Here is a 15208-nt window from a genome sequence, read left to right as displayed (position 1 = left end):
TTCCGGAGCGGTCGCACCCCTCACCCTGTCCCTCTCCCGAACGGGAGAGGGGACCCGCGCCGCGGACGGCGCACCGCGAGGCGGATCGCCCTCCTCCTGCCCCTCTGCTGCGCCCTCGGCCTCTGGCGCTACGCCGCCGCCCTGCCGCCCCTCGACCTCGCCCAGGCGGGCTCGCGCTCCACGATCGTCCTCGACCGGGACGGGCGGCTCCTGCGCCCCTTCGCCACCGCGGACGGGCGCTGGCGGCTGCCGCTCTCGGCGACGGGCGTCGACCCGCGCATGCTCGCCATGCTGACCGCATACGAGGACTGGCGCTTCGCGAGCCACCCCGGCATCGATCCCGTCGCAATCCTGCGGGCCGCGGGGCAGTGGCTGGTGCACGGGCGCATCGTGTCGGGGGCTCGACCCTGTCGATGCAGGTGGCTCGGCTCGTCGAGCCGCGCTCCGAGCGCTCGCTCGCGCAGAAGCTCCGCCAGATGGTGCGCGCCGTGGAGCTGGAGCGGCGGCTCGGCAAGGCCGGCGTGCTCGACCTCTACCTGGCGCTCGCGCCCTATGGCGGCGCCGTGGAAGGATTGCGGGCGGCGAGCCTCGCCTATTTCGGGCGCGAACCCGCCCGCCTGTCCTTCGCCGAGGCCGCGCTCCTCGTGGCGCTGCCGCAATCCCCCGAGGCGCGCCGGCCGGACCGGGCGCCGGAGGCCGCGCGCCGCGCCCGCGACCGCGTGCTCGACATCGCCGGCCGGCGCGGCGTCATCACCCGGGCGGAGGCCGAGGCCGCCAAGCAGGAGCCGGTGCCGACCGGCAGGCGGCCCTTCCCGATGCTCGCCGCACACGCGGCCGAGGCGGCGGTGGCGGCCGAGCCGGGCGCGCGGGTGCTCAGGCTCTCCCTCGACGGACGCCTGCAGGCGGGCCTGGAGACACTCGCCGCCGAGCGCGCGGCTTCCGCCGGGGCCGGGCTGTCGGCGGCGATCCTCGCCATCGACAATCGCACCGGCGCCGTCCTCGCCCATGTCGGCAGCGCGGCCTATCTCGACGCGTCCCGGCGCGGCGCCATCGACATGACGGCGGCGATCCGCTCGCCGGGCTCGGCGCTGAAGCCCTTCATCTACGCCCTCGCCTTCGAGAACGGGCTCGCCCATCCGGAGACGCTCCTCGACGACCGCCCGGCGCGCTTTTCCGCCACCTACGCGCCCGAGAACTTCGATCTCACCTTCCAGGGCACGGTGACGGCGCGCCGGGCGCTCCAGCTCTCGCTCAACGTGCCGGCGGTCGACCTGATGGAGGCGCTGGGGCCCGCCCGGTTCATCGCCCGGCTGCGGGGAGCCGGAGCGGGAATCGCGCTGCCGCGGGACGCGGCGCCAGGGCTCCCGGTGGCCCTCGGCGGCCTCGGCATCACGCTGACCGATCTCGCCCGGCTCTATTCCGGCCTCGCCCGGGGTGGGCCCGCACCGGACCTCGTGCGGCGCCTCGACCCGCCGGAGCCGCGGGCGGGCTCCACGAGCATGCCGGTCGCCGATCCGGTCGCCGCCTGGTACGTCGCCGACATCCTGCGCGGCGCGGCGCCGCCCGAGAACGCCCTGGCGAACCGCATCGCCTACAAGACCGGGACCTCCTACGGGTACCGCGATGCCTGGGCCGCCGGCTTCGACCGGCGCGTCACGATCGCGGTCTGGGTCGGGCGGGCGGACGGGGCGGCGGTGCCCGGCCTCGTCGGGCGGCTGGTCGCCGCGCCGATCCTGTTCGACGCCTTCTCCCGCTACGGGGGCGAACCGGAGCCGGTGAGCCAACCCCGCGAGGCGCTCGTCACTACAAGCGCCGGCCTGCCGCCGCCCCTGCGCCACATCCGGCGGGACGGCCCGAAGACGCTTGCGGCGACCCTCAGCGCGCCCCTGAAGATCGCCTACCCGCCGGACGGCGCCCGGATCGATCTCGGCCTGTCGGAGGCGGGCCATTCCGCCGCCCTCGCCCTCAAGGCGCTCGGCGGCGTGCCGCCGCTGACCTGGCTCGTGGACAGCCTGCCGGTGACGTCCGGCGCTCGGCGCCAGTCCGAATGGCGGCCGGACGGGGCGGGCTTCGCCCGGATCTCTGTGATGGATGCGGCCGGCGCCAGCGACAGCGTGGTGGTGCGGATGGAGTGAGGCTCGGCGCCTCACGCCGCCGGGGCGGCGCGGGACAGCTTCGGAGTGAGGGCGGCGGCCTCGATCAGGAGGGCGAGCTCCCGGCCCGCGGCCGCGACGCGCTCGGCGACACCGGCATCGGCCACGGCGCAATCCTCCATCTCCGCCCCGCCCGCATAGACCGAGGTCGGCGCGATGTGCGCGGCGAAGAAGCCGAACAGCGGGCGCAGCGAATGCTCCACGATGAGGGCGTGGCGCAGGCCGCCGCCGGTCGCCGTGAGCACCACCGGCTTGCCCACCATGTGCTCGGGCGCCACGAAATCGAGCATGTGCTTGAACAGGCCCGAGTAGGAGCCCTTGTAGACGGGCGTGCCGACGATGAGTGCGTCCGCCCCCTCGATCGCCTCGACGATGCGGGCAGCCGGCAGCGGAAGGGCCTCGCGGTTCGTCACGCCGATGCCGGGCCCGGCATCGAGAAGGTCGTAGATCCGCAGGTCGATCCGGCGATGGCGGGCGAGTTCCGCGGCCACCGCCTCGACGAGGCCGCGGGTGCGCGAGGGCCGGTTGGAGCTCGCGGAGAAGGCGACGACGCGGGGCAGGGACACGGGGCTTCGTCTCCGGGCTTCGGTTTCACCGTCTCGGCCCTCGCGGGCAGGCTGCGAGCACGCGCTCGGGCTGATACGGGAACCTAACGCTCCGATTGCAAGGGGCGGACCGGGGCGGAATGTCCCATAGCGGGAAAACCGCGCGTTTTTCGAGACCGATCCGGAACGCGGGTGCCGAGGCGCGAGCCCGCTCGAAACGGAGAGCCGCCGAAGGACCTGCTGCCTCGGCTGAACGGATCGCCTATCGGGTCGTGCTCTGCAGGCTGGTTGCCGGGCGGTGCGCATCCGGCTCTGAGGGTTGCGGCGTTATCGCGTGTGCGAACGTCATGCCGGCGGTGACGATCAGGATCAGAGCCACAATCCGCCAGGGCTCGATGATCGGCGGCAGGGAGGGGGTCGGCTCAGCAGACATCGGTCATAAACTCCGGATGGACGCCTTCGCGAACGGCATTCTTGGACGCCGTCGCAGGTGCGCGCCGTGTCACCCCGCACGCGGCGGGGCGGATGAAATCCGAGGCCGCGCTCCGACGGATTCCGATGCGAGCGGGCGGCGTGCGGGGAGGCACGCTCAGACGAAGTGCCGGTAGACGACCTGAACCTCCTCGGTTTCCGCCTTCATCCGGTCGTCGATGTCGGGCGGTCCGGCATCGAGGGGAACGAGCAGGGCCAGTAGCGCCAGCAATCGGCGGAGTGCGCGGGCGGCTCGCATGTATACCTCGTCGCTGGGGTCTGAGCGGCCCGTCGCACCGGCCGGCGGCCGAACCTCGCCCGGCGCACACATGCGCCCCCCGCGCCGCTTCGACCGTGACGGGCGTCACGGAAGCCCCCGTGCCGATCTCAGCGGCTCAGGCCGGTCTCGGCGTTCAGATGCCGCTCGACCTGGCCGATCACGAGGCAGGGATCGTAGCCGCGCTCCTTCGCGAGCAGCAGCAGGTCGGTCATGAGGTCGACGATATCGCAGGCCGGAATGCCCGCTCCCCAGCGGCGCTCGGCGGCTTCCGCTCGCAGGTAGGCCTCCAGCGCGATCCGGGCGGCCCTTGCAGCTTCCGTCGGCATGAGCGTCCTCCTCGGCCGTTCAGCCATCGTTTCGGGGGCCAGGGTGGCTGTCACGACATCAACGGGAAAGGCCGAGCCTGGCTCGTCGTCGGACCCGCTTCATTCACCGACGCACCGGTGCTCACATCGCTGCGCGCACCCCGTTCCAATCCAAGAAGAGTGCACCGGCATCGTTGCGCGCCTTGACGTGCGAAACGACGGCGAGGGCGGCCGCCAGAGTCAGCGCGATAGCCAGCAGAATGATGGTCGCGCGCTGCGGTCGGCGTGATGTCAGAGGTCGCATGGAGGGCTCCGTCTTTGAAGGGTCCATGCGGCGAATGCGGGGCCGTGTCCGTGAGGGATGTCACAGTTGGTGCCGGTGGCAGGGCTTGCGCCTGCGAGGGTGCAGAATAGCGCGAGCGGACACTGTTCTGCGGGAACCATAATGCAGAAATGTGGGGTCTCGGGTCATTCAGGAGGCGAGGCATGCAAACCGCGAATATGTGGCGTGTGGCATCTGGCATGCCAAAGAGTGTTGTGCGGTGCCATAAATGCTGCAACGCAAACACCACACGGGATGTCCACGATGCTCTCTCTCGTCATCACCGCCGCGATCGCCGTCGGCGCCGTCAACGTCGCTCTGGTTGCCTTCCTGGCCGACCGCCTGACCCCGAAGGCCGGAATCCTCGCTGCCGGCGAGCTTGCCGCCGTCGCCGAGAACGCGCCCGCCTCCGCCAAGGCCGCCGTCCGGCCGGTCAACGAGAACACCCTGGCCGCGGGTGCGCGCGTCGCCGCCTGAGCGACCGCAACCCATCCGCTCGGAAGCGAGCCCCGCCGATCCCGGCGGGGCTTTTTCATGTCCGGGCCGAAACGGGATCAGGCGCGGAAACGCCAGACGCTGGAGCGCTTGATCTCCGAATCCTCCAGCGCCCGCGTCACCGGCACCTCGTAGGTCGCGACGACGTCGAGGCGGTCCCGGGGCAGGTAGGATCGGCCGGGATCGCCGATCAGCACCGCGGCTCCGCCGGCCTCGAGTTCGGAGAGCCAGTCGCCGACGCGGGCGGCGAGGTCGCGCTCGTAGAAGATGTCGGCGGCGAGGACGAGGCCAGCGCCCGGCCGCGTGCCGACGAGATCGATCTCGATCGCCGTGATCCGGTCGGCGACGCCGTTCGCCGCGGCGTTGAGGCCGATCGCGGGGATCGCGAAGGGATCGAGATCGGTCGCGGTCACGTGCGCCGCGCCGGCCTTGGCCGCCGCGATCGCGACGAGGCCCGAGCCCGAGGCGAAGTCGAGCACCTGTCGTCCCACGGCGATCTCCGGATGGTCGAGGAGATAGCGGGCGAGCGCCTGGCCCCCTGCCCAGGCGAAGGCCCAGAAGGGCGGCGGCAGGCCGATCTCGGCCAGTTCCTCCTCGGTCCTCTGCCAGAGTTCGGTCGCCTCGTCGGCGACGTGGAGCACGATTTCGGGCGCGTGCGGCACCGGTCGCAGGCAGGTCTCGGCCCTGATGAAGGCGAGGGCCTCCTCGGGCCGGATCGGCGCGCTCATGCGGTGAGCAGTCCCGCGTACAGGTGAGCGACCGACGCCCTCGCGGGCTCGTCCGCGAGGCTGCCCGAGAGCAGGGTCACGCCCGTGTCGAGGGGGTCGAGGCCGAGCGCCCGCGCCTCGGCCGCTTCCTCGAGGAGGAACCGGGTGCGGCGCGTGGCGAGAGGGCCCCGGATCAGGCGGCCGAACCCGGCTCGGGCGAGGCGGCCGGCCGCGCCGCTCCGCCGACCCAGAGCCCCGAAGCCGGCCGGCGTGTAGATCCGCGCATCGACCCCTGCCATCGCCGCCGCCGTGCCCCCGACGAGGATGCCGCGCGGGCCGATCGCGTGGACGATGTCGGCCTTGAGGCCTTTCAGGGCCGCGGCGAGCTGCCCCGCCGCGTAGCCGGCCGTCATCGGATTGATCCCCGAGCCCTCGTCGCCGAGCGACACGACGCGGGCGCCCCCCGCCTCGATCGCCCCCTGATGCGGGCCGGCGCGCGTCGCCACGAAGACGGAGAGGCCCGCCCCGGCGGCGATCCCGGTCAGCCACCGGTAGCGCTCGGCGAAGAGCCGGTCGTCCGGGGCCACGAGCACGAGGCGCCGCATCGGCACGGGCGGAGCGGAATCGGCGCGCGGCTCGGGCGAGGGGAGGTCGGTCATGGGGCTGGCTTTAGCATGGCCCGCCCCGTCCGTGTGCGGCCGATTGCCGGGCCCGGAACAGGCCGCCCGCGTGCCCGGTTGACGCTCGACCAGTGTGGAGGACGCGTTCCATGGCCTCGGACGGGGACGAGTGCGGCGGGGTCGCCGATCCGCGGGAGGCGGCCGAGGAGGCCGGCCTGCGCTACGTCGACGACGGCATGCCGGGACTGACGCGCCGGAAGAGCGGAAAGGGCTTCAGCTACCGGGACGCCAAGGGCCAGCCGGTGCGCGACGCGAAGACCCTCGCCCGCATCCGCTCGCTGGCGATTCCGCCCGCCTACACCGAGGTCTGGATCTGCCCGCGTGCGAACGGCCACATCCAGGCCACAGGCCGCGACGCCAAGGGGCGCAAGCAGTACCGCTATCATCCCGATTTCCGGGAGGCGCGGGAGTCGAGCAAGTTCAGCCACATCATGGCCTTCGCCGGCGCGCTGCCCGGCATCCGGGCGCGCATCGATCAGGACATGCGCCGCGCCGGGCTGCCGCGCGAGAAGGTGCTCGCCACCGTGGTGCATCTCCTGGAGAGCACCCTGATCCGGGTCGGCAACGACGATTACGCCCGCGCGAACAAGAGCTACGGCCTCACCACCCTGCGCGATCCGCACGTGCGGATCGAGGGCTCGGACCTCACCTTCCGTTTCAAGGGCAAGAGCGGCAAGACCTGGAACCTGTCGGTGAAGGACCGGCGCATCGCGCGCATCGTCAAGGCCTGCCAGGATCTGCCCGGCCAGGAGCTCTTCCAGTACATCGACGAGGCGGGCGAGCGGCGCGACGTCACCTCGGCGGATGTCAACGCGTACCTGCGCGAGATCACGGGGCAGGACATCACCGCCAAGGATTTCCGCACCTGGGCCGGCACGGTGCTGGCGGCGCTCGCTCTGCAGGAATTCGAGACCTTCGACAGTCAGGCCAAGGCCAAGAAGAACGTCCGCACGGCGATCGAGTCGGTGGCCGCCCGCCTCGGCAACACGCCGACCATCTGCCGCAAGTGCTACATCCACCCGCAGATCCTCGACGGTTATCTCGAGGGCGACCTCCTCCTGCAGATCCAGGATGCGGTCGAGACCGAGCTCTGCGAGGATCTCAACCGGCTGAAGCCCGAGGAGGCGGCCGTGCTGAGCCTGCTGCGCACCCGCCTGGAGGCGGCGAAGGGGCGCCCGGACGGAGACGATCAGGGACGCGCCGAGGCCCGCAGGCCGGCCAAGCGGGCGAGCAGGACGGGGCGGGCCGGGAAGGGTGTTGCGGCCCGCGCACGGCGGGGCACGGCGCAGGGGGCCGGAGCCGCGGCGAGCGCCTGAGCATCCGACAACGGACCTGACGCGGGCCGGCGCGACGCGTCCTCCCCCGAGCGGGCACGGTGGCGCGCGTCCCGCTCTTGATGCCAACTGCACAAACGTCGTTTACTTCGCTCTCAGAAGCCCTCCAGGGGGCCGGGCCAGGAGACACGCACCATGGAACTCGACGCGCTCATGCTCTCGCGCATCCAGTTCGGGTTCACCATGGCGTTCCACATCATCTTCCCGGCCTTCACGATCGGGCTCGCGAGCTTTCTCGCGCGGCTCGAGGCGCAGTGGCTGTGGACCGGCAACCCGATGTACCGGAACCTCTACCAGTTCTGGGTGAAGGCCTTCGCCGTGTCCTTCGGCCTCGGCGTCGTCTCCGGGATCGTGATGAGCTACCAGCTTGGCACGAACTGGTCGCGCTACTCCGACTTCACCGGCAACGTGCTCGGGCCCTTGATCCAGTACGAGGTCATCACCGCCTTCTTCCTGGAGGCGGGCTTCCTCGGGATCATGCTGTTCGGCTGGGAGCGGGTGGGCGACCGCCTGCACTTCCTCTCGACCTGCATGGTGGCGCTCGGCACCCTGATCTCGGCCTTCTGGATCCTGTCGGCCAATTCCTGGATGCAGACGCCCGCGGGCTTCGTCGTCGAGAACGGCCGCGCGGTGGCGACCGACTGGCTGAAGGTGATCTTCAACCCCTCCTTCCCGATCCGCTACGCCCACATGGTGCTCGGCTGCTTCCTCACCACCGCCTTCGCGGTTGCGGGCATGTCGGCCTGGATGATCCTGCGCGGCCGCAAGGAGCCACCGGCCAAGGTGGCGGGCGCCCGGCTCTCGCTCTCGATGGCGCTGTGGTTCGCGGTGATCTGCACGCCGCTCCAGATCTTCATCGGCGATGCGCACGGGCTCGCCGTGCTCAAGCTGCAGCCGACGAAGCTCGCGGCGATCGAGGCGAACTGGGAGACGCAGAAGGACATGCCGCTCCTCCTGTTCGCGATCCCGAACGAGAAGGAAGAGCGCAACGATTTCGAGATCGGCATCCCGAAGCTCGGCAGCTTCATCCTCACGCACGATTTCTCCGGCGTGGTGCCGGGCCTCAAGGACGTAAAGCCCGACGAGCGGCCCCCGGTCTGGCCGGTCTTCTACTCGTTCCGCATCATGGTCGCGATCGGCATGGCGATGCTGGGCCTGAGCCTGTGGAGCCTGTACCTGCGCTGGCGCGGCACCCTCTACACGAACCGCACCTTCCTCACCTGCGCCATGATAATGACGCCCTCGGGCTTCGGCGCGGTGCTGTTCGGCTGGTTCACGGCCGAGATCGGCCGCCAGCCCTACATCGTCTACGGTCAGTTGCGGACTGCGGACGCTCACTCGCCGCTGACCGCCCAGGCCGTGACCACCTCGCTCGTCGCCTTCCTGATCGCCTACACGATCATCTTCGGCTTCGGCAGCTACTACCTCGCCAAGCTCCTGCGCAAAGGTCCGGAGCCGCTGGAAGAGGCGGTGCGCGGGGACGACGTCTCCCGCAAGCCCAAGCGCCCGCTCTCGGCCGTCAACGAGGACCTGAAGCCGAACCCGGCCTGAGCCACGGCCAAGCCGGGCTGCCCTCAGTGGCGGGCGGCCCCGTCCGGGCTGGTGATGCGCGCGCCGTCGCCCAGGCGGCGCGCGGTGTCGCTGTCGACGACGGGCGAGAGGCCGAGCTGACGGGCGAGCGACACGAGATCCTTGAGTCGCCCGGTCTGGGTCTTGCGGCGCAGGTTGAGCCGGTGCGTCTCCACCGTGCGCACGCTGAGGGTGAGGCGGCGGGCCACCTCCTTGTTGCTGAAGCCGGCGCTGAGGAAGCGCAGCACCTCGGCCTCGCGGGGCGTCAGCCCAAGGGCGTCGGGCGCTTCGGGAGCCGGAATCTCGCGGGCTTCGGCGAGGGAGGCCGCCCCCTCGACGAGGGCCAGCAATGCCGTGCAGATCGAATGCGGGGAGGCGGAGCGGGCCACGAAGCCATCGGCGCCCGCCTCCAGCAGGGTGTTCAGATCCGGGGCCGTCAGGGCCTCGAAGGCGATGAGCGTCCGAAGCGCCGGCAGCCGCTCCCGCAGGCCCGTGACGCGGGCCACCGCATCGGCGGCGCGGCCGTCCACGAAGACGAGGGCGACCGTGTTGTGGGGATCGGCCGTCGCCAAGTCCGCCTCGCCGATCGTGTGGACGGCGGGCAGATGCTCCAGCGTCGCACGAAAGGTCGGACACACCTCCTGGGGGCCGTCCACCACCAGAACTCCCACTGCTCGACTCATCCCGGTCACCCCTTCGATCCCGGCTCGAAACAGATTCGCCGGGTTGGAGGGGGTATTTCAAGAGTCATTCCAGGGGTTTAGGCGGGTTCAAAATGGTTAAGTGTGCGTGAAATTCGGATTCTGCGCCGGTGCAGGAAGAACGCTGTGCCGCAAAGAAACAGAATCTTTAACGGCCCCTGTTCCGAATCATGCCGGTGATCGCGAACAACGTGGCGCGGTCTGCGCGAGGACTCCTCGCGGACCGCTGACGATACCGTTTCGGGCTTCTGAATTCGGACGAGCCCGATCCCGTCGGGGCAGGAGCACCCGGATCCCGGCGCCTCGGCGAGCCTCGCACACCGGTGCCGCAGCCGCGGGAGGGGGCCTCGTCCGCTCAGCCGGCGCGCGCCAGGACGAGTTCGGTCTCGGCGGAGACCACGCGGTCGCGGCCCGTGGATTTCGCCTCGTAGAGCGCGATGTCGGCCCGCTTGAGCAGGCCCGCCACGGTCTCACCCTCGGTCCAGCAGCTCACGCCGAAGCTGCAGGTGAGGCGCACCGGGCCACGGCTGCCGCGGATGCGCAGGTCGCGGGCGAGAAGGCGCAGGCGCCCGGCATGGGCCTCGCCCTCCTCCAGGGAGCGGTTCGGCAGCGCGAGGGCGAATTCCTCGCCGCCGAGACGCCCAGCGATGCCCTCGCCGCTGAGAAGGCGCGCCACGGCCTGGATCGCCGCGTCGCCGACATCGTGGCCGTGCTCGTCGTTGATCCGCTTGAAATGGTCGATGTCGACGAGGATCGCGGACATCCGGCCGTGATTGCCGACCCGGTCGGCCGCCGCCTGGATGCGCGCGAAGAAGGCGCGGCGGTTGAGCAGGCCGGTAAGCGGGTCCGTCTCCGCGAGACGGATCAATTCGTCCTGCATGGTGGTGAGCCGCTCGGCGGCGCGCAGGCGCGCGTGCAACTCCTCGGCGCCCGGCGGCTTCTCGATGAAGTCGTCGGCGCCGCTGTCGAGGGCTTCGGCGAGATTGCGGGCATTCCGGGCCGAGGACATCGTGATCACGTAGAGGGGGCGGCGGGCCTCGGCGAGAAGCCGGGCGGACCAGCACAGTTCCAGCCCGCTCAAGGGGCGTACTTCGAGGCTGGTGATCAGCACCCGCACCGTGGCCGTGTGCGTGAGGAAGGCCAGGGCTTCCTCGGAATCCGTGAAGGCGTCGACCTGATACCCGCGCGGTTCGAGCAGTCCAGCGACGATCTTGAGCACGACGCGGCTCGAATCGACGATGACGATGTGCATGGGAGCAGGACTCGATGCGAGCGAATGGGTCGATCTTGGGCGCCAAGTCTTAATTTGTCGCGAAGGGCGAGCATCCCGATCCGGGTTCGCAACTCAGGAGTACGTGTCGGTGGATGAATTCCCTCGGCGAGCGGGAGGCCCTGCGCCCGTCACGCCCGACGGTCGCTACATCGTGGTGCGGGGTCGCCTCTGGCGCCGCGCGAATCCGGATCTGGCCGAGGAGCGCCGCGAGGCGCTGGTGCACGCGCTGATGGCGGCACGCCGGGCCGTACGGGATGCCAAGGCGGCGCAGCGACGGGGCGAGGCGCAGGCCTCCGCCAAGCTCGCGGCGGCACGGAGCGCGGTCGACGCCGCGAAGGTCGGGCTCGGCGAGCGCGGTCCGGTCTGGTGGCGGGACGGTGCGCCGGACGAGAATCGGCGTCTCGCGCGCAGCACCGGCTACGCCGCGTGGTACGCCGGCCTCAAATTCGAGGCGGCTGAGCCCGACGATCCGGTCAGCGGCGGGGGACGGAGACGGTGATCACGCGGACACCGCCCGCTGAGGCCGCGCCGGAATCGAGCCGCGACCATTGTCCGTCTCGCGCGCGAGACTGGATCCGCGACTTGGCCGGCGTCGTTCTGCCCGAGACTCTGGAGCGGGCGGCGGGCGCGTCGATCACGTAGAGTGTCGGCTCGCCGACCGGGGCTTGGCGCTTGCCGGAGAAGGTCGGCACGCCGTAGGTGCCGTAGGTCCAGGGGGCCGGCACGATCTCGCTCGGGCGCGGCACCCGGGTGAAGGGGGCGCCGATATAGGAGCCTCCGACCAGGCCATCCGCGAAGCCGTAGGCGCCGCCATATCCGGCATTGCCGTATCCGACGATGACGCCGCCCTCCCGATAGGGGTCCGCGAGGGCGGGCCCGGCGAGCGCGAGGCCGAGGGCGGTAGCGGCTACGAGACGGGCGCGAGAGTTCGAGGGCATGCGGCAACGCTCCGACGCGACGACAGCAATCCGGGAAACCCGTACGGCGCAGCCTCGTTCCGCGCGCCCGCAGCAGCCAGCCGCGCAGAGTGCGTAGGAGTGGGGGGCTCGACCCATGAAAAACCCCGCGGTGGACGCGGGGCTCCGGCGCTCAGTGGATCGGGCGTCGGTTCAACGGCAGGTGGTGACGCGCCGGACGATCCAGCCTTCGCCCTCGACCCAGAGGCGGCGGCGGGAGCGGCTGCAATTGGCCGTATCATCCTCGCCCTCGGTCACCGAAGCGACGGGCCGCACGGTCTGGCTCGCGTCGGCGACGCGGGTCGGGCTCTGGTCCGCCGCCGGAGCGGCGAGTGCCCCCGACTCTCCCCGAGCAGAACAGAGGCGGCCAGGATCGCGGACACAGCGGTTTTCTTCAGAATCATCGTTCTGCTCGCACGCCGATGACGGCGCGTCCTACGTTTCTGGATTGTACAGCGGCGTACTGCTGCCTGTCTGGATCGGTAATTCGCGACGGGGCCATTCGGTTGCAGGACTTTTCGGCTTTCGTTCACGCGCCCGTGAAGGCGGCGTACGGCCCTTGCTGCGATCGGCGGCCGGAGTTCGTGCAAGCCCCGCGCCCCTGCGCCGCGTGCAATCGTCTTGCCGCAACGCCCGCGCGGTACTAGTCAGGGCGCGGAAAGCAGATCCTCGATCTTTCTCAGATCTGACTCGTGAATCGTCCTTCTTAAGAACGCTTCTAAGCTTCGATGCGACAGGTTTGGGCCTGCCCGCATCTCATTCGAACACTTCTAAACTGGAGTCTCATCATGGCGGACGGATCGACGTTCGTTCAGGCCTTCACGATCCTGTTCCGCGAGGGATTGGAGGCACTTCTGGTCATCGCGGCGCTGGCTGCCTTCCTGCGGCGGGCGGGTGCGCCCGAGAAGATCACCCCGCTGTATGCCGGTGCGGCCGCGGCAGCACTCGCCAGTCTCGCGATGGCCTGGGTCTTCGAGACCTACTACGACGGCAACCACAACGACCTCGTCGAGGCGGCGGTGATGCTGCTCGCCGCTGCTCTGATGTTCTACATGAGCGGCTGGCTGTTCCTGCGGCAGGATCCGAGGGCCTGGCAGGCGGACCTGAACCGGATGGCCGAGCGGGCGCTCGGCGCGGGCACCGTCCTGTCGCTCGCCGGCATCGCCTTCCTGGCCGTGTTCCGTGAGGGCGCCGAGACCGTGCTGTTCCTGCACGCGCTGGCGCGGACGGCGAACGGCTTCGACGGCTCGCTGCTGGGCGGCCTCGCCGTCGCGACGGTGGCGCTCACGGCGATGTTCGTCGCCATGCAGTGGCTGGCGCTGCGCCTGCCGCTGCGGCCGATGTTCCTGATCACCTCCGCCTTCCTGTTCGTGATGGGCCTGCGCCTCGTCGGTCAGGCCCTGCAGGAGATGCAGGAGCAGACGATCGTGTCCGTGCACAATGACGGCGTGCCGGAACTCGTGACCGATCTCGGCTTCAACGGCAGCTGGGAAGCGCTCGGCGTCCAGGGCGCCCTCGTGGTCGCAGCCATCCTCTGCCTGACCCTGCTCTCGGTCCGCAAGTCGGGCCGGGCGTCGGACGGCAAGGCCAAAGCGGCGCAGGCCCTGTCCTGAGCGTGTCGGCCGGACGGCGCGCCCTCAGTTCGGGCGCGCACCATCCGCCGTCACGGAGAGCATCGGCAGCGTCACGGAGATCTGCGCGGGCTCGGGCGGACGCTCCCGCGGATGCACGGCGATGGCGCCGATGCCGAGGGCGAGGCTGAGGACGAGGAGCGACGCCTCGACGCCGCGATAGAAGCCGTCCATCCGAGGTCTCCGGAGCGGTCCTGAATCGCCTCCATCATCGCCCGGAAGGGGTGAGTAAATCGTGTAGGGTTCTCAGGCGCGGCCCGCCGCCGGCATCCGCGCGAGATCGGGTCCGCGCTCGGGCGCCAGCAGCGCGGCGGCGAGGTTCGCCTCCAGCACGATCAGGTCACTGTCGGGATCGGGCTCCCAGCCGCAGCGGCAGCCATTCGGCCCCTCGTGGGCGCGGGCCACCTGCGCATAGAGGATGCCCACCACCCGTGCCGCCGCCTCAAGCGCCGTCATCGGCGGCAGCGGATCGTTCCCGAGGCTCTGCCAGAATGTGCGCAGCAGGGCCTGTTCGAGCTTGCTGAGCCGTCGCTCCTCTTCCGCGCAGCAGGGCGCGGCCTCCCTCGCCACGATCGTCACCGGCGCACCTCCCGGCGCGCGGGGACCGGCGCGGGGCTCGTGGCGACGAAATCGATCAGGTCGGTGAGGCGGTGCAGGCGCATGTCGAGGCAGGAGCCGTCCCACCACGCGAGCCGCGCGCAGCCTCGTATCAGGTTCAGGGCCCGTGCCATCCTGGTCTCCTTCGCGCATCGCGGCGCCGCGAAGACAGATGGACAGTGTTGGCCCGAGTAATCAAGCGAATCGAGAAAGATTAGAAATCATTTAAGTTTGGGGAGATCGACAGTTTACAGTCGCTTCAAATTGGATTCGTTCCATCAACGGCGAAACCCGCAGGCATGCGCGCGGCTTGGATGGTTCCACGCGGCACGATGAACCGCTCCGATAGCCCGGTGCCTCAGCCCGCAAAGGCGACGAGCATCGCGCCCGCCGCGATCAGCCCGACGCCGATCCAGCTGAGGAACGAGAGCGATTCGCCGAGGAAGAGCGCGCCGAACAGGGCCACCAGCACGACGCTCAGCTTGTCGATCGGCGCCACACGGGCCGCGTCGCCGAGGGATAGCGCCCGGAAGTAGCAGAGCCAGGAGGCGCCGGTGGCGAGCCCCGACAGGACGAGGAAGACGAGGCTTCGGCCGGACAGGCTGCCGAGCCCCTGCACCTGTCCCGTCACGGCCAGGATGGCGCCGGTCAGGAGCAGAACCACGGCGGTGCGCACGAAGGTGGCGGCATCCGCACTGACCCCGGTGACGCCGACCTTGGCGAGGATCGCGGTGGCGGCAGCGAAGGCTGCGGCGAGGAGCGCCCAGAAGCGCCAGGATTCGAGGAGCGGGCCCACGGGGCGCCGGCCCTACAGGATCGCCCGCATCGCCAGGAGGCCGAGGAACAGGCCGCCGAGGCCGAGCAGCACCGAGCCGAGAATGTAGAGGAGCGCCGCGCCGACAGCGCCCCGCTCCAGGAGGACGACCGCCTCCAGCGAGTAGGTCGAGAAGGTGGTGAAGCCGCCGAGCACGCCGGTCGCCAGGAACAGCCGCGCCCCCAGTGCCCCGCCGCGCAGGGCGAACCAACCCGTGAGCACGCCCATCAGCACCGAGCCGAGGACGTTGATGACGAGGGTGCCATAGGGAAAGTCGGAACCTGCCCGGAGCGCGGCGAGGTTGACCCCGTGGCGGGCCATGCCGCCGAGGCCGGCGCCGAGGAACACGAGGAGATAGTTCATCCGGTCGAAGCC

The 15208-nt window shown here is 70.7% G+C and carries 20 protein-coding genes and 1 pseudogene; 6 read left to right on the top strand and 15 right to left on the bottom strand.

Annotation, left to right across the window (positions count from 1 at the left end):
* Positions 1-84 precede the first annotated feature (84 nt).
* Positions 85-2135: pseudogene (gene pbpC / locus DK389_RS10565) on the top strand (penicillin-binding protein 1C).
* A gap of 11 nt (positions 2136-2146) precedes the next feature.
* Here the strand turns inward: pbpC and DK389_RS10560 are convergent.
* From DK389_RS10560 to DK389_RS32275, 4 genes are all read right to left on the bottom strand, one after another.
* On the bottom strand, positions 2147-2713 hold the full coding sequence (locus tag DK389_RS10560; RefSeq protein ID WP_109896259.1) for an NAD(P)H-dependent oxidoreductase: 567 nt from the start codon (positions 2711-2713) through the stop codon (positions 2147-2149).
* A 574-nt stretch (positions 2714-3287) separates the two neighbouring features.
* Positions 3288-3428, bottom strand: a complete 141-nt coding sequence (locus tag DK389_RS32280; RefSeq protein WP_162560605.1) for a hypothetical protein — start codon at positions 3426-3428, stop codon at positions 3288-3290.
* A gap of 128 nt (positions 3429-3556) precedes the next feature.
* Complete coding sequence (locus DK389_RS10555; protein WP_109889433.1) at positions 3557-3775, bottom strand: hypothetical protein; 219 nt, start codon at positions 3773-3775, stop codon at positions 3557-3559.
* 121 nt (positions 3776-3896) lie between these two features.
* A complete protein-coding gene (locus DK389_RS32275; RefSeq protein WP_162560604.1) occupies positions 3897-4058 on the bottom strand; it encodes a hypothetical protein in 162 nt (53 codons plus the stop codon).
* Positions 4059-4340: 282 nt separating this feature from the next.
* Between DK389_RS32275 and DK389_RS10550 the strand changes: the two genes are divergently transcribed.
* Complete coding sequence (locus DK389_RS10550) at positions 4341-4553, top strand: hypothetical protein (RefSeq protein ID WP_109889431.1); 213 nt, start codon at positions 4341-4343, stop codon at positions 4551-4553.
* A 77-nt stretch (positions 4554-4630) separates the two neighbouring features.
* Here DK389_RS10550 and DK389_RS10545 read toward each other — a convergent pair whose 3' ends face one another.
* Positions 4631-5299: a class I SAM-dependent methyltransferase gene (locus tag DK389_RS10545; protein ID WP_109889430.1), complete on the bottom strand. Its 669-nt coding sequence runs from the start codon at positions 5297-5299 to the stop codon at positions 4631-4633.
* Positions 5296-5937, bottom strand: coding sequence for a glycosyltransferase family protein (locus tag DK389_RS10540; RefSeq protein WP_109889428.1), 642 nt, complete (start codon positions 5935-5937; stop codon positions 5296-5298). Before DK389_RS10540 ends, DK389_RS10545 begins: the two co-directional genes overlap by 4 nt.
* Positions 5938-6047: 110 nt before the next feature.
* On the opposite strand from DK389_RS10540, the gene DK389_RS10535 reads away from it, so the two are divergent.
* Positions 6048-7274 (top strand): DNA topoisomerase IB, encoded by a 1227-nt coding sequence (locus DK389_RS10535; RefSeq protein WP_109889426.1) that lies wholly within the window; start codon positions 6048-6050, stop codon positions 7272-7274.
* A gap of 153 nt (positions 7275-7427) precedes the next feature.
* The gene (locus DK389_RS10530; protein ID WP_109889424.1) at positions 7428-8843 is read left to right on the top strand and encodes a cytochrome ubiquinol oxidase subunit I; all 1416 of its coding nucleotides are present in this window, start codon (positions 7428-7430) and stop codon (positions 8841-8843) included.
* A 23-nt stretch (positions 8844-8866) separates the two neighbouring features.
* Here DK389_RS10530 and DK389_RS10525 read toward each other — a convergent pair whose 3' ends face one another.
* Together DK389_RS10525 and DK389_RS10520 are read right to left on the bottom strand one after the other, a co-directional pair.
* Positions 8867-9544: a LuxR C-terminal-related transcriptional regulator gene (locus DK389_RS10525; protein ID WP_109889422.1), complete on the bottom strand. Its 678-nt coding sequence runs from the start codon at positions 9542-9544 to the stop codon at positions 8867-8869.
* 373 nt (positions 9545-9917) lie between these two features.
* Entirely contained in the window at positions 9918-10814 is an 897-nt protein-coding gene (locus DK389_RS10520; protein WP_109889420.1) for a GGDEF domain-containing protein, read from the bottom strand.
* A 109-nt stretch (positions 10815-10923) separates the two neighbouring features.
* Here DK389_RS10520 and DK389_RS10515 point away from each other — a divergent pair, with 109 nt between their 5' ends.
* Entirely contained in the window at positions 10924-11334 is a 411-nt protein-coding gene (locus tag DK389_RS10515) for a hypothetical protein (RefSeq protein WP_109889419.1), read from the top strand.
* Here DK389_RS10515 and DK389_RS10510 read toward each other — a convergent pair.
* Together DK389_RS10510 and DK389_RS35235 are read right to left on the bottom strand one after the other, a co-directional pair.
* Positions 11309-11773 carry a hypothetical protein gene (locus DK389_RS10510; RefSeq protein WP_109889417.1) on the bottom strand — a complete coding sequence of 155 codons (465 nt, stop codon included), beginning with the start codon at positions 11771-11773 and terminating at the stop codon, positions 11309-11311. The two genes, DK389_RS10515 and DK389_RS10510, sit on opposite strands and share 26 nt — an antisense overlap.
* Positions 11774-11944: 171 nt before the next feature.
* The gene (locus DK389_RS35235; protein WP_335645539.1) at positions 11945-12067 is read right to left on the bottom strand and encodes a hypothetical protein; all 123 of its coding nucleotides are present in this window, start codon (positions 12065-12067) and stop codon (positions 11945-11947) included.
* Positions 12068-12579: 512 nt separating this feature from the next.
* On the opposite strand from DK389_RS35235, the gene DK389_RS10505 reads away from it, so the two are divergent.
* The gene (locus DK389_RS10505) at positions 12580-13404 is read left to right on the top strand and encodes an FTR1 family protein (RefSeq protein ID WP_109889415.1); all 825 of its coding nucleotides are present in this window, start codon (positions 12580-12582) and stop codon (positions 13402-13404) included.
* A gap of 24 nt (positions 13405-13428) precedes the next feature.
* Here DK389_RS10505 and DK389_RS33375 read toward each other — a convergent pair whose 3' ends face one another.
* The 5 genes from DK389_RS33375 to crcB form a co-directional block, all read right to left on the bottom strand.
* A complete protein-coding gene (locus tag DK389_RS33375; RefSeq protein ID WP_194075182.1) occupies positions 13429-13596 on the bottom strand; it encodes a hypothetical protein in 168 nt (55 codons plus the stop codon).
* Positions 13597-13668: 72 nt separating this feature from the next.
* Positions 13669-14001: a hypothetical protein gene (locus tag DK389_RS10500; protein WP_418292023.1), complete on the bottom strand. Its 333-nt coding sequence runs from the start codon at positions 13999-14001 to the stop codon at positions 13669-13671.
* A complete protein-coding gene (locus tag DK389_RS32270) occupies positions 13998-14153 on the bottom strand; it encodes a hypothetical protein (protein ID WP_162560603.1) in 156 nt (51 codons plus the stop codon). Before DK389_RS32270 ends, DK389_RS10500 begins: the two co-directional genes overlap by 4 nt.
* A 224-nt stretch (positions 14154-14377) precedes the next feature.
* Positions 14378-14815 (bottom strand): EamA family transporter, encoded by a 438-nt coding sequence (locus tag DK389_RS10495; RefSeq protein ID WP_109889413.1) that lies wholly within the window; start codon positions 14813-14815, stop codon positions 14378-14380.
* Positions 14816-14827: 12 nt separating this feature from the next.
* Positions 14828-15196: a fluoride efflux transporter CrcB gene (gene crcB / locus DK389_RS10490; protein WP_109889411.1), complete on the bottom strand. Its 369-nt coding sequence runs from the start codon at positions 15194-15196 to the stop codon at positions 14828-14830.
* Positions 15197-15208 lie beyond the last annotated feature (12 nt).

Origin of the sequence: Methylobacterium durans, from assembly GCF_003173715.1 — a bacterium.
Classification (GTDB): domain Bacteria; phylum Pseudomonadota; class Alphaproteobacteria; order Rhizobiales; family Beijerinckiaceae; genus Methylobacterium; species Methylobacterium durans.
Note: the sequence above shows the minus strand (reverse complement) of the source record. Positions and strands in the feature narration are given on the sequence as shown.

What these genes read in the sequence shown, in the direction of transcription:
- DK389_RS32280 (WP_162560605.1), bottom strand. Translation starts at nt 3,428, where the DNA reads ATGCGAGCCGCCCGCGCACTCCGCCGATTGCTGGCGCTACTGGCCCTG.
- DK389_RS10555 (WP_109889433.1), bottom strand. Translation starts at nt 3,775, where the DNA reads ATGCCGACGGAAGCTGCAAGGGCCGCCCGGATCGCGCTGGAGGCCTAC.
- DK389_RS32275 (WP_162560604.1), bottom strand. Translation starts at nt 4,058, where the DNA reads ATGCGACCTCTGACATCACGCCGACCGCAGCGCGCGACCATCATTCTG.
- DK389_RS10550 (WP_109889431.1), top strand. Translation starts at nt 4,341, where the DNA reads ATGCTCTCTCTCGTCATCACCGCCGCGATCGCCGTCGGCGCCGTCAAC.
- DK389_RS10545 (WP_109889430.1), bottom strand. Translation starts at nt 5,299, where the DNA reads ATGAGCGCGCCGATCCGGCCCGAGGAGGCCCTCGCCTTCATCAGGGCC.
- DK389_RS10540 (WP_109889428.1), bottom strand. Translation starts at nt 5,937, where the DNA reads ATGACCGACCTCCCCTCGCCCGAGCCGCGCGCCGATTCCGCTCCGCCC.
- DK389_RS10535 (WP_109889426.1), top strand. Translation starts at nt 6,048, where the DNA reads ATGGCCTCGGACGGGGACGAGTGCGGCGGGGTCGCCGATCCGCGGGAG.
- DK389_RS10530 (WP_109889424.1), top strand. Translation starts at nt 7,428, where the DNA reads ATGGAACTCGACGCGCTCATGCTCTCGCGCATCCAGTTCGGGTTCACC.
- DK389_RS10525 (WP_109889422.1), bottom strand. Translation starts at nt 9,544, where the DNA reads ATGAGTCGAGCAGTGGGAGTTCTGGTGGTGGACGGCCCCCAGGAGGTG.
- DK389_RS10520 (WP_109889420.1), bottom strand. Translation starts at nt 10,814, where the DNA reads ATGCACATCGTCATCGTCGATTCGAGCCGCGTCGTGCTCAAGATCGTC.
- DK389_RS10510 (WP_109889417.1), bottom strand. Translation starts at nt 11,773, where the DNA reads ATGCCCTCGAACTCTCGCGCCCGTCTCGTAGCCGCTACCGCCCTCGGC.
- DK389_RS10505 (WP_109889415.1), top strand. Translation starts at nt 12,580, where the DNA reads ATGGCGGACGGATCGACGTTCGTTCAGGCCTTCACGATCCTGTTCCGC.
- DK389_RS33375 (WP_194075182.1), bottom strand. Translation starts at nt 13,596, where the DNA reads ATGGACGGCTTCTATCGCGGCGTCGAGGCGTCGCTCCTCGTCCTCAGC.
- DK389_RS32270 (WP_162560603.1), bottom strand. Translation starts at nt 14,153, where the DNA reads ATGGCACGGGCCCTGAACCTGATACGAGGCTGCGCGCGGCTCGCGTGG.
- crcB (WP_109889411.1), bottom strand. Translation starts at nt 15,196, where the DNA reads ATGAACTATCTCCTCGTGTTCCTCGGCGCCGGCCTCGGCGGCATGGCC.